This is a genomic window from Tenacibaculum aquaeponti (assembly GCF_057221555.1).
In genome coordinates this window covers 2,960,700-2,986,582 of the sequence record NZ_CM170147.1, presented here as the reverse complement: position 1 = coordinate 2,986,582, position 25,883 = coordinate 2,960,700, and the positions used below count along the sequence as shown (strand labels likewise).

Annotated in this window: 26 protein-coding genes; 8 read left to right on the top strand and 18 right to left on the bottom strand. The window is 30.2% G+C overall.

Going from position 1 to position 25,883, the window contains the following annotated elements; translation table 11 throughout:
- Positions 1-74: 74 nt before the first annotated feature.
- The 4 genes from AC2TEO_RS13565 to AC2TEO_RS13550 form a co-directional block, all read right to left on the bottom strand.
- Positions 75-4,208 carry a fibronectin type III domain-containing protein gene (locus tag AC2TEO_RS13565; protein ID WP_442265346.1) on the bottom strand — a complete coding sequence of 1,378 codons (4,134 nt, stop codon included), beginning with the start codon at positions 4,206-4,208 and terminating at the stop codon, positions 75-77.
- Positions 4,209-4,539: 331 nt separating this feature from the next.
- Entirely contained in the window at positions 4,540-4,788 is a 249-nt protein-coding gene (locus tag AC2TEO_RS13560) for a hypothetical protein (RefSeq protein WP_442265345.1), read from the bottom strand.
- Positions 4,788-5,114 (bottom strand): nucleotide pyrophosphohydrolase, encoded by a 327-nt coding sequence (locus AC2TEO_RS13555; RefSeq protein ID WP_299109156.1) that lies wholly within the window; start codon positions 5,112-5,114, stop codon positions 4,788-4,790. Before AC2TEO_RS13555 ends, AC2TEO_RS13560 begins: the two co-directional genes overlap by 1 nt.
- A gap of 122 nt (positions 5,115-5,236) precedes the next feature.
- Complete coding sequence (locus tag AC2TEO_RS13550; RefSeq protein ID WP_442265344.1) at positions 5,237-6,445, bottom strand: MDR family MFS transporter; 1,209 nt, start codon at positions 6,443-6,445, stop codon at positions 5,237-5,239.
- Between the two features lie 282 nt (positions 6,446-6,727).
- Here AC2TEO_RS13550 and AC2TEO_RS13545 point away from each other — a divergent pair, with 282 nt between their 5' ends.
- Genes AC2TEO_RS13545 through AC2TEO_RS13535 form a run of 3 tightly spaced genes read left to right on the top strand, consistent with a single transcriptional unit; the run spans position 6,728 to position 8,529 of the window.
- Positions 6,728-7,165 carry a type III secretion system chaperone family protein gene (locus tag AC2TEO_RS13545; RefSeq protein WP_442265343.1) on the top strand — a complete coding sequence of 146 codons (438 nt, stop codon included), beginning with the start codon at positions 6,728-6,730 and terminating at the stop codon, positions 7,163-7,165.
- 29 nt (positions 7,166-7,194) lie between these two features.
- Positions 7,195-7,800: a DUF1684 domain-containing protein gene (locus AC2TEO_RS13540; RefSeq protein WP_442265342.1), complete on the top strand. Its 606-nt coding sequence runs from the start codon at positions 7,195-7,197 to the stop codon at positions 7,798-7,800.
- Between the two features lie 3 nt (positions 7,801-7,803).
- The gene (locus AC2TEO_RS13535) at positions 7,804-8,529 is read left to right on the top strand and encodes a hypothetical protein (protein WP_442265341.1); all 726 of its coding nucleotides are present in this window, start codon (positions 7,804-7,806) and stop codon (positions 8,527-8,529) included.
- A gap of 73 nt (positions 8,530-8,602) precedes the next feature.
- Here AC2TEO_RS13535 and AC2TEO_RS13530 read toward each other — a convergent pair whose 3' ends face one another.
- The 5 genes from AC2TEO_RS13530 to AC2TEO_RS13510 all read right to left on the bottom strand — a co-directional run bounded on the left by AC2TEO_RS13530 (position 8,603) and on the right by AC2TEO_RS13510 (position 12,362).
- Positions 8,603-9,304, bottom strand: a complete 702-nt coding sequence (locus AC2TEO_RS13530; RefSeq protein ID WP_442265340.1) for a crotonase/enoyl-CoA hydratase family protein — start codon at positions 9,302-9,304, stop codon at positions 8,603-8,605.
- The gene (gene crcB / locus AC2TEO_RS13525; RefSeq protein ID WP_442265339.1) at positions 9,301-9,675 is read right to left on the bottom strand and encodes a fluoride efflux transporter CrcB; all 375 of its coding nucleotides are present in this window, start codon (positions 9,673-9,675) and stop codon (positions 9,301-9,303) included. Before crcB ends, AC2TEO_RS13530 begins: the two co-directional genes overlap by 4 nt.
- Before the next feature lie 65 nt (positions 9,676-9,740).
- Entirely contained in the window at positions 9,741-10,757 is a 1,017-nt protein-coding gene (locus tag AC2TEO_RS13520; RefSeq protein WP_442265338.1) for an SRPBCC family protein, read from the bottom strand.
- Positions 10,758-10,807: 50 nt separating this feature from the next.
- Positions 10,808-11,803, bottom strand: coding sequence for a DoxX family protein (locus AC2TEO_RS13515; protein ID WP_442265337.1), 996 nt, complete (start codon positions 11,801-11,803; stop codon positions 10,808-10,810).
- 13 nt (positions 11,804-11,816) lie between these two features.
- Positions 11,817-12,362, bottom strand: a complete 546-nt coding sequence (locus tag AC2TEO_RS13510) for a DUF1599 domain-containing protein (RefSeq protein WP_442265336.1) — start codon at positions 12,360-12,362, stop codon at positions 11,817-11,819.
- Between the two features lie 100 nt (positions 12,363-12,462).
- Here AC2TEO_RS13510 and folP point away from each other — a divergent pair, with 100 nt between their 5' ends.
- Together folP and AC2TEO_RS13500 are read left to right on the top strand one after the other, a co-directional pair.
- The gene (folP, locus tag AC2TEO_RS13505; RefSeq protein ID WP_442265335.1) at positions 12,463-13,284 is read left to right on the top strand and encodes a dihydropteroate synthase; all 822 of its coding nucleotides are present in this window, start codon (positions 12,463-12,465) and stop codon (positions 13,282-13,284) included.
- A 157-nt stretch (positions 13,285-13,441) separates the two neighbouring features.
- Positions 13,442-14,050 (top strand): ExbD/TolR family protein, encoded by a 609-nt coding sequence (locus AC2TEO_RS13500; protein ID WP_442265334.1) that lies wholly within the window; start codon positions 13,442-13,444, stop codon positions 14,048-14,050.
- A gap of 79 nt (positions 14,051-14,129) precedes the next feature.
- Here the strand turns inward: AC2TEO_RS13500 and AC2TEO_RS13495 are convergent, their stop codons facing one another.
- The gene (locus AC2TEO_RS13495; RefSeq protein WP_442265333.1) at positions 14,130-14,330 is read right to left on the bottom strand and encodes a hypothetical protein; all 201 of its coding nucleotides are present in this window, start codon (positions 14,328-14,330) and stop codon (positions 14,130-14,132) included.
- Between the two features lie 208 nt (positions 14,331-14,538).
- On the opposite strand from AC2TEO_RS13495, the gene cdaA reads away from it, so the two are divergent.
- Positions 14,539-15,318: a diadenylate cyclase CdaA gene (cdaA, locus tag AC2TEO_RS13490; protein ID WP_442265332.1), complete on the top strand. Its 780-nt coding sequence runs from the start codon at positions 14,539-14,541 to the stop codon at positions 15,316-15,318.
- A gap of 202 nt (positions 15,319-15,520) precedes the next feature.
- Here the strand turns inward: cdaA and AC2TEO_RS13485 are convergent, their stop codons facing one another.
- The 4 genes from AC2TEO_RS13485 to truA all read right to left on the bottom strand — a co-directional run bounded on the left by AC2TEO_RS13485 (position 15,521) and on the right by truA (position 19,275).
- Positions 15,521-15,994, bottom strand: a complete 474-nt coding sequence (locus AC2TEO_RS13485; RefSeq protein WP_442265331.1) for a metal-independent carbonic anhydrase family protein — start codon at positions 15,992-15,994, stop codon at positions 15,521-15,523.
- A 237-nt stretch (positions 15,995-16,231) separates the two neighbouring features.
- A complete protein-coding gene (locus AC2TEO_RS13480; protein WP_442265330.1) occupies positions 16,232-16,696 on the bottom strand; it encodes a hypothetical protein in 465 nt (154 codons plus the stop codon).
- A 77-nt stretch (positions 16,697-16,773) separates the two neighbouring features.
- The gene (locus AC2TEO_RS13475) at positions 16,774-18,483 is read right to left on the bottom strand and encodes an ABC transporter ATP-binding protein (protein WP_442267767.1); all 1,710 of its coding nucleotides are present in this window, start codon (positions 18,481-18,483) and stop codon (positions 16,774-16,776) included.
- Between the two features lie 57 nt (positions 18,484-18,540).
- Positions 18,541-19,275 (bottom strand): tRNA pseudouridine(38-40) synthase TruA, encoded by a 735-nt coding sequence (gene truA / locus AC2TEO_RS13470; RefSeq protein WP_442265329.1) that lies wholly within the window; start codon positions 19,273-19,275, stop codon positions 18,541-18,543.
- A 62-nt stretch (positions 19,276-19,337) separates the two neighbouring features.
- Between truA and AC2TEO_RS13465 the strand changes: the two genes are divergently transcribed.
- Positions 19,338-19,832 carry a metallophosphoesterase family protein gene (locus AC2TEO_RS13465; protein ID WP_442265328.1) on the top strand — a complete coding sequence of 165 codons (495 nt, stop codon included), beginning with the start codon at positions 19,338-19,340 and terminating at the stop codon, positions 19,830-19,832.
- Between the two features lie 8 nt (positions 19,833-19,840).
- On the opposite strand, the gene AC2TEO_RS13460 is transcribed toward AC2TEO_RS13465, so the two are convergent.
- The 4 genes from AC2TEO_RS13460 to AC2TEO_RS13445 form a co-directional block, all read right to left on the bottom strand.
- The gene (locus AC2TEO_RS13460) at positions 19,841-21,466 is read right to left on the bottom strand and encodes an ATP-binding protein (RefSeq protein WP_442265327.1); all 1,626 of its coding nucleotides are present in this window, start codon (positions 21,464-21,466) and stop codon (positions 19,841-19,843) included.
- 207 nt (positions 21,467-21,673) lie between these two features.
- Entirely contained in the window at positions 21,674-22,381 is a 708-nt protein-coding gene (locus AC2TEO_RS13455; RefSeq protein WP_442265326.1) for a hypothetical protein, read from the bottom strand.
- A 194-nt stretch (positions 22,382-22,575) separates the two neighbouring features.
- On the bottom strand, positions 22,576-23,235 hold the full coding sequence (locus AC2TEO_RS13450) for a response regulator (RefSeq protein ID WP_299674091.1): 660 nt from the start codon (positions 23,233-23,235) through the stop codon (positions 22,576-22,578).
- Between the two features lie 301 nt (positions 23,236-23,536).
- Positions 23,537-23,968: a DUF4293 domain-containing protein gene (locus AC2TEO_RS13445; protein ID WP_442265325.1), complete on the bottom strand. Its 432-nt coding sequence runs from the start codon at positions 23,966-23,968 to the stop codon at positions 23,537-23,539.
- A 196-nt stretch (positions 23,969-24,164) separates the two neighbouring features.
- On the opposite strand from AC2TEO_RS13445, the gene rho reads away from it, so the two are divergent.
- Positions 24,165-25,847, top strand: coding sequence for a transcription termination factor Rho (gene rho, locus AC2TEO_RS13440; RefSeq protein ID WP_442265324.1), 1,683 nt, complete (start codon positions 24,165-24,167; stop codon positions 25,845-25,847).
- Positions 25,848-25,883: the final 36 nt, after the last annotated feature.

Below are 25,883 nucleotides of genomic sequence, written 5' to 3'. Positions count from 1 at the left end.
AAAACTTTTAACCTATAAAAAAGGCTGTTTAAAATATTTTAAACAGCCTTTTTATTTAAGGATTATTTATATAATTACTTAACTATAATTTGCTTTGTAATTTTCGAATAATCATTGCTTAAGTTTAATAAATAAACTCCTGTAGCTAAATTATCCGTAGCTATTTCTGAATTCTCTAATCTTCCGGTTTTTAATGCTTGTCCGAATGTATTAAAGATTGTGTAAGAAGTGTTTGTTAACTCTTTAGAAGAAATTATTCTTAAAACATTTCCTTTCACAACAGGATTTGGTCCTATTTTAACTGAAGCTAATAAATCTTCATCTTCATCTCCTAAAAGATCATTTCTTACATCAAAATCTTGAGCTGAAACCACAGCAGCAGCAGACGAACAAGATCCTTCGTAAATTCTTACGTTAGTAAACGTAGAAGTATTTCCTGAACCTCCATCATTATCGTTAATAAAAACTAATCTATTCATAGCTCCTGTGTAAGAAGCTCCAACAGTAATTGCATACGTACGAGTTCCTCCAGCATAATTATCAAAATTAGTAATACCATAATTTTGGGTTCCATGAAGTTTGAAATAGTTATTAGCCGATAGGTTATTATCAGTTTCAAAACCAATTCCGTGAATTTCACCTTCAGAAGTACTGCTAAATTCGAACTCTATTACTGTATTAGCTGTTACTGTATAATCTAAAGGAATAGATTTCCAAGTATTGTTTGTTAATGTTATAGAAGAACCATCAGTACTTACAGAGAAATTCCCTGCATTATCCTGATTTGAAAAACTAGACACTGTAAAATTATTAAAATCTAAAGCCTCACAAGCAGGATTTGTTGGAGTTCCTGAATCTCCTCCAGTAGTTAAAGCTAGATTATCAATTGCAATATCACTAGACCAGCTTGTTCCTGTAACTCCTACAAAACGTAAACTAACCGTTCCTCCTAAGTAAGCCGCTAAATCTACAGATACATCATTCCATTGGTTTCCTTGGTTACCAGAATCTGTCCATAAATTCACCCAAGAAGTCCCATCTGTAGACGCTTGTAAAGTTAAAGAACCTACACTTGTTCCAAACATATGATTACTGAAAGAAAAACTTGCAGAAGATTCTCCAGAAAGATCAAAACAAGGACTTTGTAAGATTGCTGTAGCATTATTCCCTATTTGTCCAACACTATTATTTGTTGATGCTTCTAAGAATAAATAAAAACTTCTATCAGCTCCATTACTTGGTCCAGTTCCATTTGAAGGAGTTCCTCCACTATCTCTTAACCAGTTTCCATCATCACCAGTAACTTGAGTCCATCCATCATTCGTTTCAAAACTTTCACTGTATGGGAAAGAAGCAACTGTTGAAGTACATGATGAACTAGCTCCTCCAGACGTAGTTACATTCACAGCAGCACTTGCGTTAGATTCGTTATTAGCTGCATCTTTTGCTATCACTGTAAATGTGTAAGCTGTATTTGCAGTTAAACCTGTAATATTTGTAGAAGTTGTTGCTGTAGTTCCTATTAAGGTTGATCCTTGATACACATCATACCCAGTTACTCCGACATTATCTGTTGAAGCACCCCAACTTAAAGTTAATGAAGTAGAGGTTATATTAGAAACTGTAACATTATTTGGGCTACTTGGTGCTTGAGTATCTGCTACAACATTTGCTGTAAACTCTCCTGTAAACACTCCTCTACCGTAGGTAGATGCAATAATTTTATTTTCTGTATGGTTTCCATTAATATTCCAGTAATCAAAAGCAGTAACACTAACATCACTCATTCCATTATAAGCTTGCGTCCAATTTGGAGCAGCATCATTAAAATTTGAAGTTGACCAAACTCCTAACTGCGTAGCTAAAATTGCTTCATCTCTATCTAATGGATTTTGTAAGATATCTCTAACAGGAATATTTGGTAAATTTCCTTCTTTATTTATCCAATTTGTTCCACCATCTGTAGTAACCCAAACACTCACAACTCCGTAATTATGCATTGTTACAAAAATATCATTCTCGGTAGCACCAAATCTTACAGAAGAAATAGAACCTACGAAAGGTGTATTTATTTGAGTGAATGTTGCATTACTATTATTTACTCCAGAAAGTCTTAATAATCTACCATTAGCTAAACCAACAAACCATCTGTTGTTTGTGAAAGGAGAAGCTCTAAATGCTGTAGGAGATGTATTTAACAAATCATTTGTTAATGTTCCTCTAGAATTTGCAGCTACATTAATACTTAAAATTGAAAAAGCAGCAGGTGTAGTACTTGTAGCTCGAGTTGAGTTATTCGATAATAAGCGATTAGCATCACTATCATAATCCATAGGATTCACAAAATCACCTGTAGTACGACTATTTGATAAAGTTGTTGCACCACCTTGCAATCTACTTCTACCATTCCATGGCAAATCAAAACGATAAATTACGTTATTTGTAAATGTCGAGATCATAAATTGACCATCTTTATCAACAAACGTGTAGAATCCATCTCCATCGCTCAATTCAGTAGAACTATTTATTCCTGCATTAGCATTTCTAAACACCTGAGTTCCGTTATCTTGAGCCCCAGCCGTAAAAATCCCATCAATATCTCCAGCACCATCAGGGCCAATTCCTGCTTTTACAAACTGAGTAACATTATACCCTCTGTTTCTTACACTTATTGTTCCTCCACCATTATCTGAAAAATACACACCTCCATCGTTACCAAATAACATTCTAGTTGAAGAATTACCAGCAAAAACAATTGCATGATGATCAGCATGTACTATGCTTGCATTTCTAAGTCCTAAATTTCTCCATTGAGATATTTGTGTCCAAGTTCCACCACCATTATTACTTCTAAACAAATCGATACCTCCAACATAAAGAACATCATCATCATTAGGATCTGTTTCAATAACTAAATCATAGAACGCTTGTCCTCTTGTAAAATCATTTGCAGGAATATCTCTATCAGCATCATTGGGAAGATTCAAAGTTGTCACTGTATTAAATCCGTTTGTAGTTTCAAAAATACGCACTGGTGTTGCATTTGTTGTTCCTTGTGCTAAAGCATATAATCGATTGGGATTTGAACTTGAAGGCTCTAATTCTACTCTATTAGACTCTACTAAAGGAGAAGCAGCAGCTTCTGTCCAAGTAGCACCATTTGTAGAACTAAATACCCTTCCTCCACCTTGTCCTAAACCAGGAGTAGTAATTGTTCCCATCCATAACCTGTTATCAGATCCAATTTCTAAATCGTTAGGAATAAAATAATAATTAGCTCCGCTAAACTCAAAACTCATACCTGCATTTTCTACTCTATTCCAAGTATTTCCATTATCTGTAGAACGATATAATCCGGCAGATTGTAACCCTAACCAGTTTGTAGGAGAACTAGCATCTGCATACACATTAGCTCCAACTCCCACAAATAACTCTGTAGAGTTTCCATTATCCCAAGCTAAAATATCGTTTACATAGTTGATTCCTGATAAAAAAACATTATTTGCATTAAAATCGAATGTAGCAGCTCCTGCAGCAGGAATATTAACAGCAGCCCATGTTGTACCACCATCTGTACTTCTATATACACCATTACCTACAACATCTCCAGCAGTATATTGTTCTCCTGTACCTAAATACCAATTATTTGAATTTCTAGGATCAACTGTGATTGAAGTTACTGATAAATTTCCTGGAACATTTTGTACTCGTTGCCATTGTGAATTTGCGTTAGTTATATCGTTATTTACCCATAAACCACCACTAACTCCTCCTGCATAAACACGTCTGTTATTTGCATCGTTGGGATCGAATAACATCGCTCTAGTTCTACCTCCAACGTTATTAGGTCCTCTTTCTACCCAAGGCGAATTATTATCCCCAGGCACTCTACGAGCTATACGTTGAGCCGTTAATTCTTCACGAAGTTTAATTACATTTTCATTTTCCAATCTTCCCGTTGCTGGGTTAATTGTTAACTCCCACATTTGCTCGAAATACTTATTAGGTGGAAGTCCATTTAATTTTCTTGTTTTTTTATCCCATTGTAATCTTTCATTAAATGGGCTTTTGTTTAAGAATTTTGCATGAGTTTGTCTTTTATTCTCAATCTCTTCTTCAGCTTTATAAGATTCATATCTCTTATAACCTAAAGTAGCAATTAATGATAATGACAAACCTCCAATTAAAAGTTTAAAGTTACTTTTCATTGTAATAAAGGGTTTTTAGCGATTAACTTCAATAAGAAAATATTTTAACTATTTTCTTAATTTTTAATAATTAAAGCACTAAAAATACAAAAACAATAAATTATTCTCATTAAAATACCTTTTTTATTGAATAATTATTAATCTACCAAAACAATAGACTATTAATGAGTTATTACACATATTTTTAACCTTAAACATACATATAAATCAAAATATTAAGTTAAAATCAAAATATATTTCAATTTAAAAAACATAAATTTTATCAAAAAAAATAAAGAAGCAGACCCTAAAAGAGTCTGCTTCTTTAAATTAATACTATTTTTTTTGAAAATTATTTCATTTTTTTCATCGTAGTATACATACCATACCCAAAACTTATAATAAGCCTTGGTACTAAAAAATTGATCCATTTTCCATTTTTAAACTCTTTTTCCAATACTGCATCGAAATCTCCTGAAAAAACCAATTTCCCGTTATAAAAAAGCAGTGAAAAAATAATTACAAAAATGAAAAAAGGAATAGCAACTTTAACTACATTTTTCCAAAATAATGGATTCTTTAATTTATCTACAACTCCCATTATTTTAGTTTTTCATTATTATGATGACGATCGTGATCTCGTTTTGTTTTTATATCTAATTTCTTATCAAATGCTTCTTGTAAATTAACACCTGTTTGATTCGCCAAACACAATACTACAAAAACTACATCTGCTAACTCTTCACCAAGATCTTTTTGTTTATCGCTTTCCTTTTCACTTTGTTCTCCATATCTACGAGCAATAATTCTAGCTACCTCTCCTACTTCTTCTGTTAGCTGAGCCATATTCGTTAATTCATTAAAATAACGAACTCCGTGATTTTTAATCCAATCGTCTACTTGTTTTTGAGCGTCTTGTATATTCATATTTATATTGAATTTTCACTTTCAAAAATACTATACTTATCATTAAAAATAAATCTTCACTTTAGATTTATATCAACTATTTAATTTAATATTTAAAAAACTTTGTTATGAAAGAATAACTTCTATATTTTATCTATTTGTTTGGTTTTATAATGTAATACTAATAAAAATACTCCACTTAGTAAAGACAAACCAAATATGATATACCAAGTATTATCGAAACCTATTTTATCAATTAAATGCATTCCTGAAAAATGTCCAAAAACATGAGCTAAAGAAAATGAAATGCTGTACCAAGACATATATTGCCCTTGATTTCCTTTTTTTGCTCTTTCCATTGCGTAAGCATTAGAAAAAGGGAACATTACCATTTCTCCAATTGTCATAAAAAACATTCCAACAAGTAAAATTCCAACCCAGCTAGTCATATTCAACACAATAAAACTCAAAGTGACTAAAACCCCACCAACTAACATAAGAGTAATTTTAGTTTGTTTAGAATCTTCTAACCATTTAACTAAGGGCATCTCTAATAAAAAAATAATAAATCCATTTGCTCCTAGCAACAAACCAATTTCTAATTCTGACAAATGATGCACATCTCTATAATATAAAGGAATTGTAGAGAAATATTGTAAAAACACAATTCCAAATAATGCCATAGCTACAAAAAACACCCAAAATAATTTATCAGTATATATAGAAACGGGATTTTCATTCTCTATCTTATCCAATACTCTTGCCTTTTTAGGGTGCAAAACATTTACCAATAAAATTGTTGCTAAAACACAAGTAACACCATCTACCCAAAATAATCCTTGGTATCCTAATGTTGTAATAATTAAACCACCTAGCGCTGGTCCAGCAGAAAACCCTAAATTAATTGCTAAACGGATTAATGTTACCGACCTTGTTTTATTTTCTGGTTTGCTATAAGAACTTAAAGCTACGAACATTGCTGGACGAAATGTATCTGCTACTGTCATTAACACAAAAATTGAAATACAAAAGCCAAATAATGTTGTTACATATTGTAGTAAAACAAATAATACCCCTGTAAAAAACAAGCTTACGAGCATTACTTTATAATACCCGATTTTATCGGTTAAATATCCCCCTAATTTTGATCCAGCCACAGAACCTAGTCCGAAAAAAACCATAATTAATCCCACATCAGAAAAGGTAAAACCTAATCCTTCTTTTAGATACAATGATAAAAATGGAATTACCATTGTTCCGGCTCTGTTAATGAGCGTAATTAAAGATAACCACCAAACCTCTTTAGAGAGTCCTTTGAAAGTTGCTAAGTAATTTCTAAATAACTTTTTCATAATTGTTTGTTTTAAGTTGACGTAATAAAAAATAAAAAGTCCGGCTAAATAGCCGGACTTTTGCAATTGTATATTTTTATATTAATATAACATTTACACATAAATAGCCCGACATGACGATGGTCTTACAACCGACGTCCACTGCTTATATGTACAAATGTTTTTCATGTTTACTTTTTAATTACCGTACAAACATAGAAAAAAAACAAATAGGTTGTATATGAAACACTTATTTTGTTTTTAATTCTATTTCGAGTAATTTCGTTACTACCATAATTTATTATGATAGCAACTAAAGTTAACAATGTTATGAATAATGAAAAACTCTTAAGCATTCTGAAACATTATGCAGATCAAATAGAAGGAGACAAAGGATATTGGAGTTTTCAAATTAATGAAATTACATTTATGTGTTTAACCGATAAGCTTCATAACAGAATGAGAATCATTGCTCCGATTTCTGAAGCAAGCGACTTAACAGGTGTGCAATTAAAAAAATGTATGGAAGCTAATTTTCACACAACATTAGATGTTCGTTATGCTATCTCAGACAATATTTTATGGTCAGCTTTTATTCATCCATTAAAAGAACTAACAGAACATCAAATAATAGATGCACTATCTCAACTTTATTCTAGCGTAAGAACCTTTGGTTCTACTTACAGTAGTGGTTCTTTAGGTTTTTTAACTGAAGAAGAACGAAAATTTAAATTAAATTAATCACATCTCAATTTTTATTAAATTCATTTATGAAGAAAATTATTATATTTCTTTTTGTTTATACACTTATTATATCATGTAATTCTGGAAAAAGAATACCTCAAGGAAAATCTGAATTTCAACGTGAAATGAACGCCAAATTTAAAGATGCTTCAACCTCTCCATTAACCAAGAGTGGATTGAAAAATTTTAAAGGATTAGACTTTTTCCCTATTAATAATAAGTTTAAAGTAATTGCTCAACTTACTAAAACTCCAGAAGCTAAAACATTTAATTTTCCTACTACCACATCAAGAATAGCTAAATATAAAAAATATGGTATTATTAATTTTTCTATAGACGGACAAAGTTTTGAATTAGATATTTATAAAGACCCCAACCCTGAGCCTGATTATATAAATCACTTGTTCCTTCCTTTTTTAGATGAAACTAACGGAAAAGGTTCTTATGGTGGTGGTCGTTTTATTGATGTTTTAACTACAGATATTAAAGAAGATGGAACGGTTACTATAGATTTTAATACAGCATACAATCCTTATTGTGCTTACAGTGATAGATATTCTTGCCCGATTACACCAAGAAATAATTCTTTAGCTATTGCTATTGAAGCTGGAGTGATGGATTATAAAAAATAGTTTATGAAATTCTATCGGCTTACACTTTTAATTATTTGTTTGTATTCCTTAACATCTTGTAATAAAGATGAATATACACAACTAAAACTTCCAAAAGAGAATTTAGAATTCTATTCTTTCGGTCTTGAACAAATGGGAAGAAAAGAGAATAAAATCATACTAAAAAACTCTAAGAGCTATAAAGAGTTAGAAAAATATATTTCAGAATTAGATAGTTTAAAAACTACTAACAGCATTAATTTTCAACCAAAATATACTATTATAAGCGATAGTTTTAAACTTAGTCTTAATTATGAAAAATTAGGAATTGAATATTTAACTAAGGAAAACAAACATGTAAGACTTATTAAAAATATCCATTACGAAGAAATTTTTTCTTTAAATTTTCTTGGTAGTGAAGCTAATGAATATAAAAAGTTTGGAGATTTTTATGGAATTGGACAATTTAAAAAACACACTTATCTTTTTTGTGGACTTGAAGCTGATTCTGTAAAATACTGGTATAAAAAAGGAGATTGGAAATTCTTAAACAAAGAAAAGCAATTGGTTGCCGAAGGAACATTTGATGTTTTAACAGATACAATTAAAGGTCATGGTGGTTGTTTTTATCCTTATAAATATTCTAAAATTGACACTAAAAAATGGAAATTTTATAATGATAAACAAAAATTAGTTAACCCTTCTTTATCTTTAATTTATAAACTAGAAAATCTTAAAAGAATAAAATAGATGAATTATCATTTAGAATATTTTTAAAAAAACAACACAAAACCCCACTTATTTAAAAATGGGGTTTGTTTTTTTAAGCATCAAAAGATAATTCTTGAGCGATATCTTCTTCTATTGCTTTCTCTAATCTTTCTAAAGATTCTTTACGAACTTTTAGTTTTGTATCTCTATGTGCTTTTTTATTTAGTTGGCCGAACATTTGCGCAACTTTAGTTGCTGTTGGTAATAAATGTTCTTGAGACACAATTTTATCTAAGAATCCTGCTGTAACAGCATCTTCAGGATTATACATTTCTGCATTAGCTACACTTCTTTGGAAATATACTGGAGTTAATTTTCCTCTAGCTATTTCAACACCAGCGTTGTGCATCGTCATTCCGATCATTACTTCATTTAATCCGATTTTAAAATCTCCCGCAACTCCTAATCTATAATCAGCAGACAGTAATAAGAAAGCTCCTTTTGCTACCGCATGACCTCCACAAGCCATAATAACAGGATAAGGAAAAGACAATAATCGAAGTGAAAGTTTAGAACCTTTTGTTACTAATTCTTTTGCAGCATCAGGAGATTTAGTCATTACTTTTAAATCAAAACCACCAGATAAAATACCATCTTGCCCAGCAATAATAACTACTCTTTCTTCTTGTTCTGCTTTATCTAAATAAGTATTTAACTCATCGATAACTTCATGAGAAATCGCATTTACTTTTCCATTTACAATTTTTAAAATCGCATAATTTGCTTCTGTACTATAGTGTACTACATTACTCATATGATATATTTTATTAAATAAATTCCTAAAAAAACAGCTAAAAAGCCTAACACGAAACTAGATATCGTATATAACGCAAAAGACATAAAGTCTCCTGATTTTAAAAACACATGATTTTCATAAGCGAAAGTTGAAAATGTTGTAAATCCCCCACAAAAACCGGTGGCTAATAATAATGAGTGATTTTGAGTTAATATTTCATTTTTTGCAGCTAAACCTAAAATAAAACCTATAAGTAAGCTTCCTAAAATATTAGCTAAAAAAGTACCCAAAGGAATACCTGTTTCTGAATTATTTAAAGCTTTACCTAAAAGAAATCGTAAAACACTTCCAAAACCTCCTCCAATAAATACTAAGAATAACTGTTTCATGAATCACGAAAATAAGAAAACCTCACATTTTTGTGAGGTTCTTCTTCTATTTATTTTAAGATCTTTTATTCTACTAAATAATAAATATCTGTTTGAATGTCATGCTCTTTTACTTTAGAAGGATCATTAACATACAATTCATAAAGTGGAAATTTAGGTGTTAACTTATTATCTTTAATGTAAGTTCCTATTTTATTATGTGCTTCTACATCACCAATTCCGTAAGCTCCACATTTGGTTAATGTCACATATTTCCCTCCAGAGACTGTAATTTTATCCATTCCATCAGCCGCAGGAATATCTTTATTTAATAATAAACCAATATGAAAATCTGCTTCTCCTGTTTTTTCATCCCATTTATGATATAAACCTCCAGGAACATAATCTCCTTCTTTTAAACCAGACTTTGCAGCATAGATTCCTGCTTTCGGTAATGCTTCCATAAAAGCTTTTTCCATTGCATCTTGATCAATCTTCAATTTATAATGATAACCAATGAATGATTTATCTTCGTGCTCTATAGTTCTGATTTCTCCTAAACGGAAAGGGTCTGGTGTTAATGTAACTACTTCATCTAAATTATTTAATCCATTTTCTAACATTGGACCTAACATACTATCCCAACCTCCACTAATTGCAGAAAATATTTTAAAAATAAATGGTGCCTTATCATCTTTCATAGTCCAAGTTACCTTGGTACCATCCTTTACCTCTTCAAAATTCCAAAGAATTTCTCCAGGTTCATTATCTCCAAACTTAATTTCTTGTGTAATCGATTTATTAGATTCTAAAGCAATTGTTTTCATACTTCCAGGACCATCTTTACTAGTCCAACTATCACTTGCCCCAACTCCAACAGTTTTTTCTCCATAAGTTACTACTATGGTAGAATCTTCATCATGCCAAGGCCCCCATTTTTCCCAAGTTTTAAGGTCGTTAACTGTATTGAAAATTTTACTAACCGGTTGATTTATAACTTTAGATCGATTTACATCATAATCTGACGGCTGAACTGTAACATACAGCAAACCAATTAACACTAAAGCTAGTATAAGTAACAAGATGTATTTTAAGACTTTCATAGTATAAGGTTTTGATTAACAGTTCCTAAATATAGGAATTAAACTGATAATTAAAACTTTATTTCATCTACATCTCTCCATTTCTTCTTATTCTTAATTACCCCTTTTTCTACAATAATAATACCCGGATTGGCTCTAATAGCAGTTTTAATTGCCTTTTCATCACAACTACCAAAAGTATAAGGTAAATTATATTCTTTAGTAAAAGCATCTAATTTTTCAGTGTTATCTTCATAAATAACATCAGCCATCATTATATCTGAAGTTAAGACATAAACTTCATACCCATTTTGTTTTGCCTTAGCTGCAGTTTCAGAAACAGCTTTTAAACCTTCTTTATTAACTTTTTCAAGAGTTGTCATTAGAATAAGCATTGCTTTATCTTTATTAAGCATCTCTTCTAAAACATCTCCTTCTGAAGTACTAATTTCGAAATCATGAATTTTAGGATCTTCTCCATTTGGACCGAAAGCCATTCCGTCTGCAATATTAGTTCCAATTGCATAAGCTCTAAAATCGATTATAGGCAAATGCTGTAATACATAATAAGCTATTAATGAAGAAATAACTAAAGATCCAACCGTAGTATATGAAGCAATTTTATCTGAAATTAAAGGCTTAATGTATCTTACTCCTAAAATTAAAATTACTATGAATACCATAAAAATAATATTCTTATAAAAAGTTTCTTTAGGTGTTAATTTAATTGCATCTCCAAAGCAACCACAATCAGTTACTTTATTATACGCATAAGAATACCATGTTAAAAACAGGAAAATTAAATTAATACCAAACAAGCTCCAAACAGTAAATTTTGGTTTATATCCTACTAAAAGCATTACACCCAATACCAGTTCTGTGATGATTAATAATATTGAAAAACCTAAGGCTACTGGTATTAAAAACTCAAGATTTAATACATCTGCATTAAAGTATTCTTCAAATTTGTATTTAGAACCTACAGGATCTACTAATTTTACAAATCCAGAATAAATAAATAATAATCCAACAAGAACTCTTGAAATGTGTGTAAGTATTTTTAACATGATTATAGGGATTTTATGATGTCTCTTCATTGAAATGAATCATGGCAAATACAGCATAATTTATCATATCCTGATAATTTGCATCAATTCCTTCAGAAACTAATGTTTTACCTTTATTATCTTCTATTTGTTTTACTCGTAATAACTTTTGTAAAATTAAATCTGTTAAAGAAGAAACTCGCATATCTCGCCACGCTTCACCATAATCATGGTTTTTCTTCTCCATTAATTCCTTCGTTATTTTAACATACTTATCGTACAAGACAGTTGCTTCTTCTGTTGACAAATCTGGTTGTTCTACTACTCCCAAATCTAACTGAACTAAAGCCATAACAGAATAATTTATTATTCCAATAAACTCAGATCTTTCACCTTCATCTACCTTTCTAACTTCATTTTCTTGCAACTGACGAATACGTTGCGCTTTAATAAAAATTTGATCTGTTAACGATGGTAAGCGTAAAATTCTCCATGCGCTACCATAATCTTTCATCTTATTTATAAATAAATTTCGGCATTCATTTACAACCGAATCGTACTGCTCTGAGGTATTATGCATTTTATATATTCAGAAAAAACTACGTAAAAATAGCAAATCAATTAGGTTTTCAGTTATTTTTACATAGAAATTTGTACCAGTAACCAGTAAAAAGGTATTAATGACAATTAATTGCAAAGGCACACTTATCGATTTATCTTCTCCTAAAGTAATGGGAATCTTAAATATTACTCCAGATTCATTCTATGATGGAGGGAAATATAAAAGTGATGTAAGTATTTTAAATCAAACAGATAAAATGCTTACAGACGGAGCTACTTTTATTGATATTGGTGCATATTCTTCTAGACCTGGAGCTCAACATATTTCAGAAGAAGAAGAGTTAAAACGTATAGTTCCTATAATTGAATTGTTACTAAAAAATTTCCCTGAAATTACTATTTCCGTTGATACTTTTAGAAGCAAAGTTGCAGAAGAAACAATTGTAACTGGAGCTAGTCTTATCAACGATATTTCTGGAGGAAATATGGATAACAAAATGTACAGCATAGTAGGCAAATTACAAGTGCCTTACATTTTAATGCACATGCAAGGTACACCTCAAAATATGCAGAAAAACCCTTCATATGAGAATATAATTACTGATTTAATTTCTTTTTTTGCTGAAAAGATTTTTGAACTCCGTAAACTAAAACTCAATGATGTTATTATTGATGTTGGTTTTGGTTTTGGAAAAACAATTGATCATAACTATCAACTTTTAAAAGACCTTGATCTTTTTAAGAACTTAGACGTTCCAATTTTAACAGGAGTATCTAGAAAATCGATGTTATACAAACTTTTAAACATCACTCCAAAAGAAGCTTTAAACGCTACTACCGTTGCTAATACTATCGCTTTGTTAAATGGTACAAATATCCTTCGTGTTCACGATGTAAAAGAAGCCATAGAAGCTATAAAAATTGTAGAACAAGTTTTATAAAAAAACCAAGATCTAAGAATTTAAATAATAACTTTAAACTAGCACTTACCTTTCTTTTTTATTCTTCGGCATCGTTTTTGCGAATAGCTCTTCATACCAAAAATTGCCTAGTAGCCAAACTTTTAAACTATTTATTAATTTTTAAAAACTACTAATTATGAAAAGAGGAACTATTCCTGAAATTAATGCTGGATCTATGGCTGATATCGCATTTTTATTACTCATTTTTTTCCTTGTCACAACTACTATGGATGTAGACAAAGGTATTTTTAGAAAAATGGCCGAAAAAAATGATAATCCACCTCCTATTGATATCCACAAAAGAAATCTCTTCGAGATTAATATCAATTTAAACAATGAAGTATTAATAGGTGATACTATTGTTGACATTAATGAAATTACCGATTTAGCCATAAAATTTATTGATAATGGTGGTGGTAAAGACATTAATGGTCAAGTTTGTGATTGGTGTGATGGTGAAAAAAGAGCAGATTTATCAGATCATCCTTCTAAAGCTTTAATCACAATTACTGCCGATAGAAATACCACTTACGAAACTTATATTAAGGTTTTAAACAACGTAAACCGCTCTTATAATCAACTTCGTAATAAACTAGCCTTAAAACTTTACAACACAAGTTTTACTACTATGGAAGAAGAATTTAGACGAACAAAGGATGAAGAAATTTTTGGGAAAATTAAATTTATTCGTAGCAAATACCCTCTTTTAATTGGAGATATTGAAACTACTATGGCTCAAAAATAATCTCAATCTGCATCTTTATTAAAGAATAAAACCAGTTACTTCTTGTAACTGGTTTTATTTTTATTATTTCTATTTAGCTTTAAAATGCACAAATACCAGAAATAAACAATGGAGTTCCATTATTGTCAATAGTAATTCCGCACCCACTACTACATGGAGGACAATCTCTGTGAGAATCACATTGAAGTAATTGTGGCTGACATCCAAAAAATCCTCCTTTGATGTTTTTTTGATCGTTTTTAGAAAGTGCTTTTCCTAAACTTGAAATTTGATTTTTCATAATAGTAAGGTTTTAAATTAAAAATGATTAATTGTATTTAACTTCATTAAAATACGAAATTCTCATCGAGAACATCTACAGCTAAAACTCTAAAGTTTTGTTAATACTCTCTAGTTAATGTTTTTTATTTTTCTTACTGAAGTTATACTTCCATACAAATTAAAGAGACGTAAATTATTAGTACATTTACGCAAATACAAATAGTTAGATGCTAGATTTTTTAGATTTTTCTTTTTTAGATGTATTAGATATCATTTTAGTAGCAGTACTTCTTTACTATACATACAAATTATTAAAAGGAACTGTAGCTATTAATATTGTTATTGGAATCACTGTAATTTTCTTAATCTGGAAAGCTACTCAAGCACTTCATATGGAAATGCTTAGTGGAATTTTAGGGTATTTACTTTCTGGTGGAGTAATTGCTTTAATTATTGTTTTTCAACAAGAAATACGAAAGTTTTTACTTATGGTTGGAACCAATAACTTTACTAACAAAAGAGGATTTTTAAATCAATTAAAGTTTTTACAATCTGAAATTAATACCGAAACAGATACAGATACTATTATTAAATCTTGTAGTACGTTATCGAAATCTAAAACTGGTGCCTTACTAGTTATTGAACGAACTAATAAACTTGATTTTTTAGTTAGTACTGGAGATAAAATGAATGCTCAGATAAATGATGCAATTATTCAAAGTATTTTTTACAAGAATAGCCCATTACATGATGGAGCAACTATAATTAGAGATAATTACATTATTGCAACTCGTGTTATTTTACCAGTTTCAGATAACACTAAAATTCCTTCGAGATTTGGTCTTCGTCATAGAGCTGCGATTGGAATTACTGAAAAAACAGATGCTGTTTGTGTTATTGTTTCTGAAGAAACAGGAGAAATATCATATGTTAAAGATGGTAGTTTTGTCTTATACAAAACCAAAGAAGAACTTTCTAATATTTTAAAGCAAGATTTATCTAATTAATCTAGACCTAAAACTATCTTCCCTAAGAATTTAGTTTTTGTTTATTCTCTCTATAATTTTTGAAAGTATTGAGTTTTGTTCTCTGTAAAACAAACAGAATTCCCTAAAGACGTATAATAATAGTTTAAATTAGTTAGCCTTTCATTATTAATAACAGACTCTAGGAAATCTGTAAGACATACAAAACACAAACAATTAAACATTAAGAAATTGTATTTAAAACATAAGGAAAAGAAGAATGATGAACATCTATTTTTAACTCTCCATTATCTAATTTATATCCAAAGGTGAATTCTACTTTTGCTTCGTTCCCCTCAATATCTGTAAAGTAATAGTTTCCCATTGCTATAGCTCTTTTCTCTTCTAAAATGATACCTGAATTTTCAAACCTTACTTTTTTCCATGGTTGCAAAGCAAAGCCTTTATCTTCATCACATTTACGATCTTCTCCTGCTATGAAATACGATACAGCTTCTTCTTTTTCTGATCTAAATTGCTCTAAAGCACATTTTGTAGGTTTAAATACTACTGGACCATTTAAATAAGCATAACGCTCATCTATAAAATCTTTTGTAAAATGTTCACACGCTTTTCTGTTTTCTTTTAAACTACCTATTTTAACAACTCCATCTCCCCATTTCTTCTGTACTTCTAAAACTTGCTCTTTTGTTATCATTGATTATAAAATTTAAATTACATCTATTATTTTAATGCAACATTGTTGCAATATAGTTTTTTTTCTTGTAACATGTAAATTTTCAAACAAATTCAACATTGGTTTTATATAAAAAACCGACATTCTAAAATAGATGTCGGTTTAAATTTTGCTTTTAAAAAACAGAAAAACCTTTGAAATTAATTTCAAAGGTTTTTATAACTTTTATCTTATTGTAAAGATTTTAGTTCATAATACTTATTTCGCTGGAGCCATTTTTGCTTGAATAGCCGTCATTACACTATTAAATTTCTTAGAAGCTTCCTCGTCTAAACCTCCAACAATTTCTTTACCCTTAGCTAATAAGTCTGCTCCTTTTTTTACTAAAGCTACGTTTTTATATGCATCTTTACCTTCTGCGATATATTCTTTAGCATACTCAGAATATGCTTTTAAATGCTCACCAACTTTAGGGTCTTTGAACTCAGGAATTGTTACTCCTTCAATAGCTGACTCTACAGTTTTTACTGCTTCCTCAACTACCTCTTTAGCTTCTTCAACTACTTCTTTAGTTTCTTCAACTACAGTATTTGCAGCATCTCCTGTTTTTTCTACTACAGTTTCAGTAGCTTCCTTTACCTCTTCCTTAGCTTCTTTAGCTTGTTTACAAGAAGTAGCTAATAAAGAACCAACTACAAAGACTGATAAAATTACTTTTTTCATCGTTTTATGATTTTAAGTTTAAGATTGAATAACAAATGTAATATTTTAATAGAATTACACAAGTTTAACACTAAGAATTACATAGTTTCTGCACTAAATTGTTTTTCGTACAAATTTCTATAATAACCTTCTTGCTCTAAAAGTTGTTGATGACTACCTAATTCAACAATTTTTCCTTTATCCATTACAATAATTTTATCTGCTTTTTTGATTGTCGCCAATCGATGTGCTATAACTATTGATGTTCTATCCTTAGTAATTTTATCTGTAGCATATTGAATCATTTGTTCAGACTCTGTATCTACAGAAGAAGTTGCTTCATCTAAAATTAAAATACTTGGATTACTTACATAAGCTCTTAAAAAAGCTATTAATTGACGCTGACCAGAAGACAACATAGCACCTCTCTCTTTTACATTATAGTTATATCCGTTTGGTAAACTTTCTATAAAACTATGAATCCCTATTTGTTTTGCAGCTTTTTCAACTTCTTCTAAAGAAATATTTTTATCTCGTAACGTAATATTATTTAAAATTGAATCTGAAAATAAGAATACATCTTGTAATACTACAGCTACTTGATTTCGTAAACTTTCTAAATCATAATCTTCAACAGGTGTTTCGTCTACTTTTATTTGACCACTATCTATTTCATAAAAACGACTAATTAAATTAATAATTGTTGATTTTCCTGCTCCGGTAGAACCAACTATTGCAATAGTTTCTCCTTTTTTAGCTTGAAAAGAAATTCCTTTTAGCACTTCTTCTCCTTCGACATAACTAAAGCGAACGTCTTTAAACTCTATATTACCTTTTAAATAATTAGCTGAGATTGTTCCAGATTGATCGATATAACTTTCTGTATCTATTACTTTAAAAACACGTTCACCTGATACAATTCCCATTTGCAATTGATTAAACTTATCTGCTATTTGACGTAGTGGTCTAAATAACATTTGCGCCATTTGAACAAAACTAATAATTGCTCCAACCGTAATTGCATCTTTTGCTATTACTTGCAAACCTCCATACCAAACTATTAAACCAATTGCTATAGAAGACAAAATTTCTGCTATTGGAAAAAATATCGAATAATACCATACGGTTTTAACATGAGCTTTTTTATGCTTTTCATTAATAGCTTTAAAATTTTCGTATTCTATTTTCTCTCTATTAAACAATTGTACAATTTTCATTCCTGTAACACGCTCTTGAACAAATCCATTTAAATTTGCCACCTGATTACGAACATCTTGAAATGTTTTTTTAATTGCTATTTGAAATAATTTTGTTGCATAAATTAAAATCGGTAATACTGCTAGCGCTATTAGAGCTAGTTGCCAATTAATAACAAACATGACAATTACAACTACCAACATTTTTAACACATCACTCACAATCATAAATACACCTTGCGAAAAAAAGTTTGCAATAGTTTCTATATCAGAAACCACTCTAGTTACTAATCTTCCTACTGAAGTGTTATCAAAGTACGACATTTTAAAACCTAAAATATTTTTAAAAATTATAGCTCGTAAATCTTTAATAATGTGCTGACCTACCCAATTAGCATAGTAAATAAATAAAAATTGTAGTATTACTTGAACTAACAACACACCAAACATAACCATTGTAAAAAACAACAATTTTGCTAAGTCTTTATTAACTGTAAAATCATCTATCGCTTTGTATAATACTACTGGACTAGCTGCTGCAAATACTGCCAATAAAATGGTAGATATTGTTGCAACCCAAAATTGAAAACGATATTGTTTTGCAAAACTCATTAAGCGTGCAAAAATCTTAATATCAAATGCTTTTCCTGAACTACTTTTACTCAAAATTTAAATATAATCGTATGTTACTTCTGTTAAAAATAATGCTTTTGCAGGTACAGACACTCCTGCTTTACTTCTGTTCTTACTTTCTATTACTGCTTTAAAATCGTTTACTGTTATTTTTCCTAAACCAACATCTAGTAAAGTTCCAACAATTGCGCGAACCATGTTTCTTAAAAAACGATTTGCAGAAATAAAAAAGGTTAATTCATTTCCTTGTAAAACCCACTCTGCATTGGTTACTTCACAGTTAAACGTATGTACATCTGTTTTTACTTTCGAAAAACATTCAAAATCTTCATACTCGTAAAGTAATTTCGCAGCTGTATTCATGGCTTCAATATTTATATTTTTATAGTTTAACTGCCATGAGGTATCTAAAACAAATGGATTTCTACCTAACCATATTTTATACTCATAACTTCTGCTTGTTGCGTCAAAACGTGCATGAGCATCATTTGCTACAAGAATGGTTTTGTAAATAACAATATCATTCGGTAAAATTGCATTTAACTTATAGGTAAAGTTTTCATCTAAAACCTTATCAAAATCAAAATGCGCATACATTTGAGAAGCATGAACTCCTGTATCTGTTCTACCAGCACCAACAATACTAATTTCTTTTCTTAAAATAGTACTAATAGCTTTGGTTAGCTTTTCTTGAACCGAAATTACATCTGGTTGCACTTGCCAACCATAATAGTTTTTACCGTGGTATGCTAGCTCTAAAAAATATCGCAAAGAAATCCTTTTTTTAAAGAGCTAAACTACGGATTTTATTTGGTTATTTGTACTTTCGTTTTGTGAAGAAAATCTTATTATTATCGGATACACACAGTTATATTGATGATCAAATTTTAAAGTTTGTACAACAAGCTGATGAAGTTTGGCATGCTGGTGATATTGGTAACTTGCGTGTTACAGATACAATTAAAGAATACAAACCTTTACGTGCTGTTTATGGAAACATTGATGATGCCGAAGCTCGTGCAGAATTTCCTTTAGATGATGCTTTTGAAGTGGAAGGTGTTTCTGTTTGGATGACACATATTGGTGGCTACCCCGGCAAATATAAAACTCGTGTTTATGGAGAACTTCAAAAAAATAGACCTAAAATTTTTATTTGTGGTCATTCTCATATTTTAAAAGTACAATTCGACAAACATTTTAATTTACTTCACATTAATCCTGGAGCCGCAGGTAAACATGGTTTTCATAAAGTACGCACTATGATACGTTTTGAATTACGTGCTGGTGAAATTGAAAATATGGAAGTAATTGAATTAGCGAAAAATTAATGATCTTTTTAAGCCGATGCCATTTCTTTTTTTCGAACTATGCGAACTAAAGGAATACTTGCAATTACTTTTGTTCCATTTCCTTTAGATGACTCTATAAAAAAGTTTCCATTCATCATATTAATTCTGGCTTTTATTTGGTTTAAACCAATACCCACATCCTCATCTTTTGCTTGCTCAAAACCAATACCATCGTCTTTAACAATAAGGTTAATCATTTCTCCTTCTTCTTCTAGCATAATGTAAGCGTTTTTCGCCTTACTATGTTTTAAAATGTTATTAATTAACTCTTGAATAATATTAAACACTTTAATTTCAAAATCTTGAGAATAACGATATACATTACTAATTGCTGTGCTTATTTTTATTTCTGAGTTAGAGAATTTCTTTGCTACATCTTTTATTGCATACTCTAAACCGAATTTTAATAATACAGATGAAACCAAGTTGTGTGATAAATCACGAATTTTTTCTGAAGCTTCTGTAATTATCTGTTGTGTTTTTTGTAATTCTTCTGGAATATTATCTCCGTATTGTTTTTGCGTTGCTTCTAAATGCATATTTGCAGAAGATAACAGTGCACTTACGTTATCGTGTAAAATTTCAGCAATTTGTTTACGCTCTGTTTCTTTACCATCTAAAGTTGCATTTAAAATTTTCACTTGTGCTTGTGAATTTAAACGCTCTAATTTTCGTTGCTGACGTAATTCGTTTTGTGATAGTTTTAAACTTAAGTTACGTTGACGTAGTTTATATAAGTTTGCCAAATACAATAGTAATATAGATATTACAACACCAGCTGTACCTACAGCCCAAGTTTTTTGTTTTTGTTTTAGTTGGTTTTGATCAGCTTTTTGTTGAACGACTTTAACATCATTCTCTGCCAATACTCTGTCTATTTCTTTTTTTAATTCTCTTTCTTTTAAACTATCTCTAATTTCATAAGATTCGGTTACAAACTCGTACGCTGTGTAATCTTTTAATTTATATAGTGTCCAAGCAAAATTCTCATAGATCATTTCTTTATTCTGAACAGCTTCTAATGATCTTTGATTTTCTAAATATTTAATCGCTTTTGCATATATTTTTTTTGCTTCTTTATAATTTTGCTTTTCCAAATATATGTTAGCTAAATTGTTCAATGCTCTAACTAAAGAGACTTCATCTAGTAGTTTTTCATTAATTTCCACAGATTTTAAAAACATTTCTTCAGCTGTTATCAAATCTCTTTTAGAAACATTTACTATTCCTAAGTTAAGATACGCTCTTGCTTTTTTATCCAAAACTTCATTATCAAAACTCTCAATACCAACTACTTTTTTAGCATAATATTCTGTACTATCCTTTCTTTTAGCCCCAATATAAAACTTAGATAATGATAAATAATTTTGTGCTAACAATCTCTTATTTTCTATATTTTCGCCTAACTCTAAATCATTCAATGATTTAAGTGTCTCGAGTGATTTTTCTAAATAATAAGATGCTTTATGGTGTTCAATTCCTTTTGTAAGCTTGTATAATTGACTGGCTTCTCTAGAATCAACATACTTGTTTAAGATCTTGCCAATCAACAAATTAACCTTAACTTCTAAAATTTCGTCTTTCAAATCCATTTCCGAAAGAGGTAAAATCATTTTTAGAGATTTAATGTAATCCGCCTGTTCAAATAATATTTCTGCAACTTCATATATTTTATGTTCCCTTAAATTTACATCTGACTGATAATAATCATAGTAACAACTAAAAGCCGAGTGGGCAGACTCAGCTTTTAGTTTCAAACATAAAAATATAAAAACAAGGGGGACTATGTTTTTTATCAAAATAATTTCACTTTTAAGTTATTATTCACCTTGCCCGTATCTTGGAATTTTTCTTTCAACGTATGCAATGCTTTTTCCTTTTAGATTATCATTATCACTAACAACCTTAATGTAATTTACAAAATCTATTTTTAATGGTAAATGTTCCGCTTTTTTGTACAATTTAGTAAAAGCTGTTCCATTAGAAGGACCCTCTTTTAAATGCACTTCGTAAATATTTTCATCTGAGTTATATTTAAAATCTACTTGAATTCCTTCTCTTACTGTAAAATCAAGAACGAATTGATCGTCTCCAAAACTTTCAACACTATAAGTCTGTAAAAAATTAATATTTACTTCTCCTTTTGCTAAGATAATATTCTCATCTTCAACTGTTATCGAATTACGTTCTTCCCCATTTTCAAAAACACCTAGTTTAATTTTATTATTCTGTAATTCAATATCTGATATATTACTTGTAGTTTTGTACGATAATGCATTTTTACTTTCAAAAGCATGTAAATTTGTAGTTTGTGTAGCATCATCTTTTACTAAATTTGCTTGCGCATTTTTAGCTAAAGTATAATCTATTGTATATTTTCCTGAAGCATCTCTGCTTATTTTATGTGATTGTAAAAGAGATTCGTTAACTCCTTCTACTTCAGCATTTACTATATCATTTTCTTCTGTGCTACATGATGAAATTAATGTAGCAACTATCATTAAAAAAGGTAAGTATCTTTTTATCATCGTACTATAATTTTTGAATATTGGATTATATTAATTTTTTATAAAAAAAGGTAGTTGCTCGGGGGGACTACATTATTTATAAAAAAGAGTGAAAAAGTAGTAGGCTTGACAATACTTCAGATAATACAGCTTCTTTGGGGGGGGAACATATATAAGGACGGGGAACCTCTATATAAAAATTGAAGGGAGGTCGATTAAACTATATTATTCTTAACAGCATATATTGCCAAACCTACTACATTTTTCACTTTTAACTTTTTATATAAGTTTCTTCTGTGAGTTTCTATTGTTTTAACCGTTAGGTCTAATTTTTTTGCTATTTCAGAAGTACTTAATTCTTGTGTTATTAGTTTTAATACTTCTATTTCTCGCTCTGTTAACGGTTCTGTCACAGAACTGCTTTTAATAGCATCATCAGTTTTAGTATCGTTAATATATAAGTCGAATAAACTTTCTTTTATATTATCACTATAATACTTTTCTCCTCGATGCACAGCTTTAATAGCTTTAATTATGTGGTCGCTTGCCGAACTTTTTTCTATGAAACCTTTAGCTCCTAGTGCTATCATTTCATGAACAAGTTTCGGGTCGCTTAAACCAGATAGTATTATGGTTTTTTGATCTACGTTTCTATTTTTAAACGCTTTTAAAACACCTATACCATCTAATTTTGGCATGTTAATATCAAGTACAAGAACGTCGGCTTTATTTTTACGAGCCCATTCAACAACATCTTTGCCCGTAAGTGAGTAGCCTTCTAACTCAAGTTGATCTTCTGTCTTTATTAACGCAGATATTCCGTCTATAATAATCTGGTGATCGTCTGCGATATGAACTTTGATTTTCTTTATCATTGTTACATGTACAAATTTATAAGGTTAATGCGATGTAGCCAAATTACAAACACCCTGAAAACCCTCTCAGGGTTTACCCTGAGTACCTAAGGGTTTTCCCTTAGATGAGTCTTACGGAGGCCTTTATTTATCTGGTATTAGCTTTTCAAAAGTAGGGATTAAAATTTTACTTTTCAGCATAAAAAAAATGCAAAAAAAGCTAGTTTGGTTTAAATTTTAACATAATAGTACTATAACATAAAAAAACCGAGAATAGTATCATTCTCGGTTTATTCGCACTAAATATATTAAGATGTTAGGTTTATCGTAATCTATCTACTGATTTTACAAGATCTTCATCCTTTTTAATGGCTTTGTTTGCGAACACTAGTAAAACTAATGATATAACAGGAATGAACATCCCAATACCTTTCTCAGAAACCGAAGCTTCTCCAGATAACGTTAGAGATAAATATACCAACACCCCTAATAAAAAAAGGTTTGTCAAAATATTAAGACGACCTATAACAAATTGTAATTGTCTATTCTTAAATAAGAATATAGCTACTACAGATAATAAGGCCGATAAGAAGAATGATACAGGAATACTTTTTTGTAAAAAAGATGCTGTTTGCAATAAATCTATTGAAAATATTGTCTCTTTAGGAGTACTCCATAAATTGAATACAAAAGTTAATCCTCCGGAAATTATTCCAGCTAAAAAAAGGTATAACGTTTGAATTCTTTGTATCATATTTAAAAATTGGATTGCAAATTTACATTTTCTTTTTTTAAAAAGAAACTTTGCAAATCAAAATATTTATATATATTTGTCGGGTAAGGATACCTCACACTACTTACTTAAATACAAGTAAGCTATTCAAAAAAACGAAGACCTAAATTACATCCCCTTATTTTCAAAAAGATACATTTAATTTAAAAATATTCTAATGTTCGAAATCTCGGATTTAAAAGCTAAAAAATTAGTTGAATTACAAGAAATTGCAAAAAAAATTGGTTTAAAAAAAACAAGCCAATTAAAAAAGCTTGATCTTATTTACAGGATTTTAGATGCTCAAGCAGAGGCTTCTAAAGAGCAAAAAAAGGAAAAACCTGCAACTACTGAGGCTAAACCAAAGACTACTCCTGAGAAAAAAGAAGTAGAAAAACCTACAACTACTGAGGTTAAAACTGAAAGACCTAAAAGAAAACGTATTTCTAAATCTGTTGAACAAGCTGCAAGTACAGTAAAGCAAGGGACTAATGCTGTTCCGAGCACAACGAAAAACGAACAGAAAAAGCCTCAACAGACTAGTAATAACAATCAGAACAACAATCAAAATAATAACACTAGAGCTCAAAAAAATTCTTCTGGAGATCATCAGAGTAATAAAACTCAAAACAATCATCAGAAGAACAGAAATAATAACAACCAGAATAAAAATAATAAGCATCAAAATAAAAATCAAGGACCTAAACATAAAAGCGGGAACCGTTACCGCGATCCTGATTTTGAATTTGATGGAATTATTGAAAGCGAAGGTGTACTAGAAATGATGCCAGATGGTTATGGTTTTTTACGTTCTTCTGATTATAATTATTTATCATCTCCTGACGATATTTATGTATCACAATCTCAAATTAAATTATTCGGTTTAAAAACTGGAGATACTGTAAAAGGAAATGTTCGTCCACCAAAAGAAGGAGAGAAATATTTCCCTCTAATTCGAGTATCTAAAATTAATGGATTAAGTCCAAATATTGTTAGAGATCGTGTTTCTTTCGAGCATTTAACACCACTTTTCGCTAATGAAAAATTCAATTTAGCAGAAAAAGGAAGTTCTTTATCTACAAGGATTATGGATTTATTTTCTCCTATTGGTAAAGGACAACGTGGTATGTTAGTAGCACAACCAAAAACTGGTAAAACCATGTTATTAAAGGATGTTGCTAATGCTATTGCTGCAAATCATCCTGAAGTATACCAAATCGTTTTATTAATAGATGAGCGACCAGAAGAAGTAACAGATATGAAACGTAGTGTTCGTGGAGAAGTTGTTGCATCTACGTTTGACGAGCCTGCTGATAAGCATGTTCGTGTTGCTAATATCGTGTTAGAAAAAGCAAAACGTTTAGTAGAATGTGGACATGATGTAGTTATTCTCTTAGATTCTATTACTCGTTTAGCTCGTGCATATAACACAGTAGCTCCTGCTTCTGGTAAAATTTTATCGGGAGGTATAGATGCTAACGCTTTACACAAACCAAAACGTTTCTTTGGTGCGGCACGTAACATTGAAAATGGTGGTTCGTTAACAATTATAGCTACAGCGTTAACAGAAACTGGTTCTAAAATGGATGAAGTAATCTTCGAAGAATTTAAAGGAACTGGTAATATGGAGCTTCAATTAGAGCGTAATATTGCTAATAGAAGAATTTACCCTGCAATTGATTTGATTAAATCAAGCACTCGTAGAGATGACTTATTATTAGACCCTAAAACAGTTCAACGCATGTGGGTATTAAGAAAATATTTAGCCGATATGAACCCTATAGAAGCTATGGAATTTATCCAACAAAGAATAAAAACTTCTATTAATAACGATGAATTTTTAATTTCTATGAATGGTTAGTATTAGTTTTCAATAAAATTAAATAAAAAAAATACC

What these genes read in the sequence shown, in the direction of transcription:
- AC2TEO_RS13480 (WP_442265330.1), bottom strand. Translation starts at nt 16,696, where the DNA reads ATGAAAAAAGTAATTTTATCAGTCTTTGTAGTTGGTTCTTTATTAGCT.
- folP (WP_442265335.1), top strand. Translation starts at nt 12,463, where the DNA reads ATGACAATTAATTGCAAAGGCACACTTATCGATTTATCTTCTCCTAAA.
- AC2TEO_RS13540 (WP_442265342.1), top strand. Translation starts at nt 7,195, where the DNA reads ATGAAGAAAATTATTATATTTCTTTTTGTTTATACACTTATTATATCA.
- AC2TEO_RS13545 (WP_442265343.1), top strand. Translation starts at nt 6,728, where the DNA reads ATGATAGCAACTAAAGTTAACAATGTTATGAATAATGAAAAACTCTTA.
- AC2TEO_RS13520 (WP_442265338.1), bottom strand. Translation starts at nt 10,757, where the DNA reads ATGAAAGTCTTAAAATACATCTTGTTACTTATACTAGCTTTAGTGTTA.
- AC2TEO_RS13515 (WP_442265337.1), bottom strand. Translation starts at nt 11,803, where the DNA reads ATGTTAAAAATACTTACACACATTTCAAGAGTTCTTGTTGGATTATTA.
- AC2TEO_RS13485 (WP_442265331.1), bottom strand. Translation starts at nt 15,994, where the DNA reads ATGATAACAAAAGAGCAAGTTTTAGAAGTACAGAAGAAATGGGGAGAT.
- cdaA (WP_442265332.1), top strand. Translation starts at nt 14,539, where the DNA reads ATGCTAGATTTTTTAGATTTTTCTTTTTTAGATGTATTAGATATCATT.
- AC2TEO_RS13495 (WP_442265333.1), bottom strand. Translation starts at nt 14,330, where the DNA reads ATGAAAAATCAAATTTCAAGTTTAGGAAAAGCACTTTCTAAAAACGAT.
- AC2TEO_RS13560 (WP_442265345.1), bottom strand. Translation starts at nt 4,788, where the DNA reads ATGGGAGTTGTAGATAAATTAAAGAATCCATTATTTTGGAAAAATGTA.
- AC2TEO_RS13535 (WP_442265341.1), top strand. Translation starts at nt 7,804, where the DNA reads ATGAAATTCTATCGGCTTACACTTTTAATTATTTGTTTGTATTCCTTA.
- AC2TEO_RS13450 (WP_299674091.1), bottom strand. Translation starts at nt 23,235, where the DNA reads ATGATAAAGAAAATCAAAGTTCATATCGCAGACGATCACCAGATTATT.
- AC2TEO_RS13510 (WP_442265336.1), bottom strand. Translation starts at nt 12,362, where the DNA reads ATGCATAATACCTCAGAGCAGTACGATTCGGTTGTAAATGAATGCCGA.
- AC2TEO_RS13550 (WP_442265344.1), bottom strand. Translation starts at nt 6,445, where the DNA reads ATGAAAAAGTTATTTAGAAATTACTTAGCAACTTTCAAAGGACTCTCT.
- AC2TEO_RS13445 (WP_442265325.1), bottom strand. Translation starts at nt 23,968, where the DNA reads ATGATACAAAGAATTCAAACGTTATACCTTTTTTTAGCTGGAATAATT.
- AC2TEO_RS13455 (WP_442265326.1), bottom strand. Translation starts at nt 22,381, where the DNA reads ATGATAAAAAGATACTTACCTTTTTTAATGATAGTTGCTACATTAATT.
- AC2TEO_RS13500 (WP_442265334.1), top strand. Translation starts at nt 13,442, where the DNA reads ATGAAAAGAGGAACTATTCCTGAAATTAATGCTGGATCTATGGCTGAT.
- AC2TEO_RS13555 (WP_299109156.1), bottom strand. Translation starts at nt 5,114, where the DNA reads ATGAATATACAAGACGCTCAAAAACAAGTAGACGATTGGATTAAAAAT.
- AC2TEO_RS13530 (WP_442265340.1), bottom strand. Translation starts at nt 9,304, where the DNA reads ATGAGTAATGTAGTACACTATAGTACAGAAGCAAATTATGCGATTTTA.
- AC2TEO_RS13565 (WP_442265346.1), bottom strand. Translation starts at nt 4,208, where the DNA reads ATGAAAAGTAACTTTAAACTTTTAATTGGAGGTTTGTCATTATCATTA.
- AC2TEO_RS13460 (WP_442265327.1), bottom strand. Translation starts at nt 21,466, where the DNA reads ATGATTTTACCTCTTTCGGAAATGGATTTGAAAGACGAAATTTTAGAA.
- crcB (WP_442265339.1), bottom strand. Translation starts at nt 9,675, where the DNA reads ATGAAACAGTTATTCTTAGTATTTATTGGAGGAGGTTTTGGAAGTGTT.
- rho (WP_442265324.1), top strand. Translation starts at nt 24,165, where the DNA reads ATGTTCGAAATCTCGGATTTAAAAGCTAAAAAATTAGTTGAATTACAA.
- AC2TEO_RS13475 (WP_442267767.1), bottom strand. Translation starts at nt 18,483, where the DNA reads ATGAGTTTTGCAAAACAATATCGTTTTCAATTTTGGGTTGCAACAATA.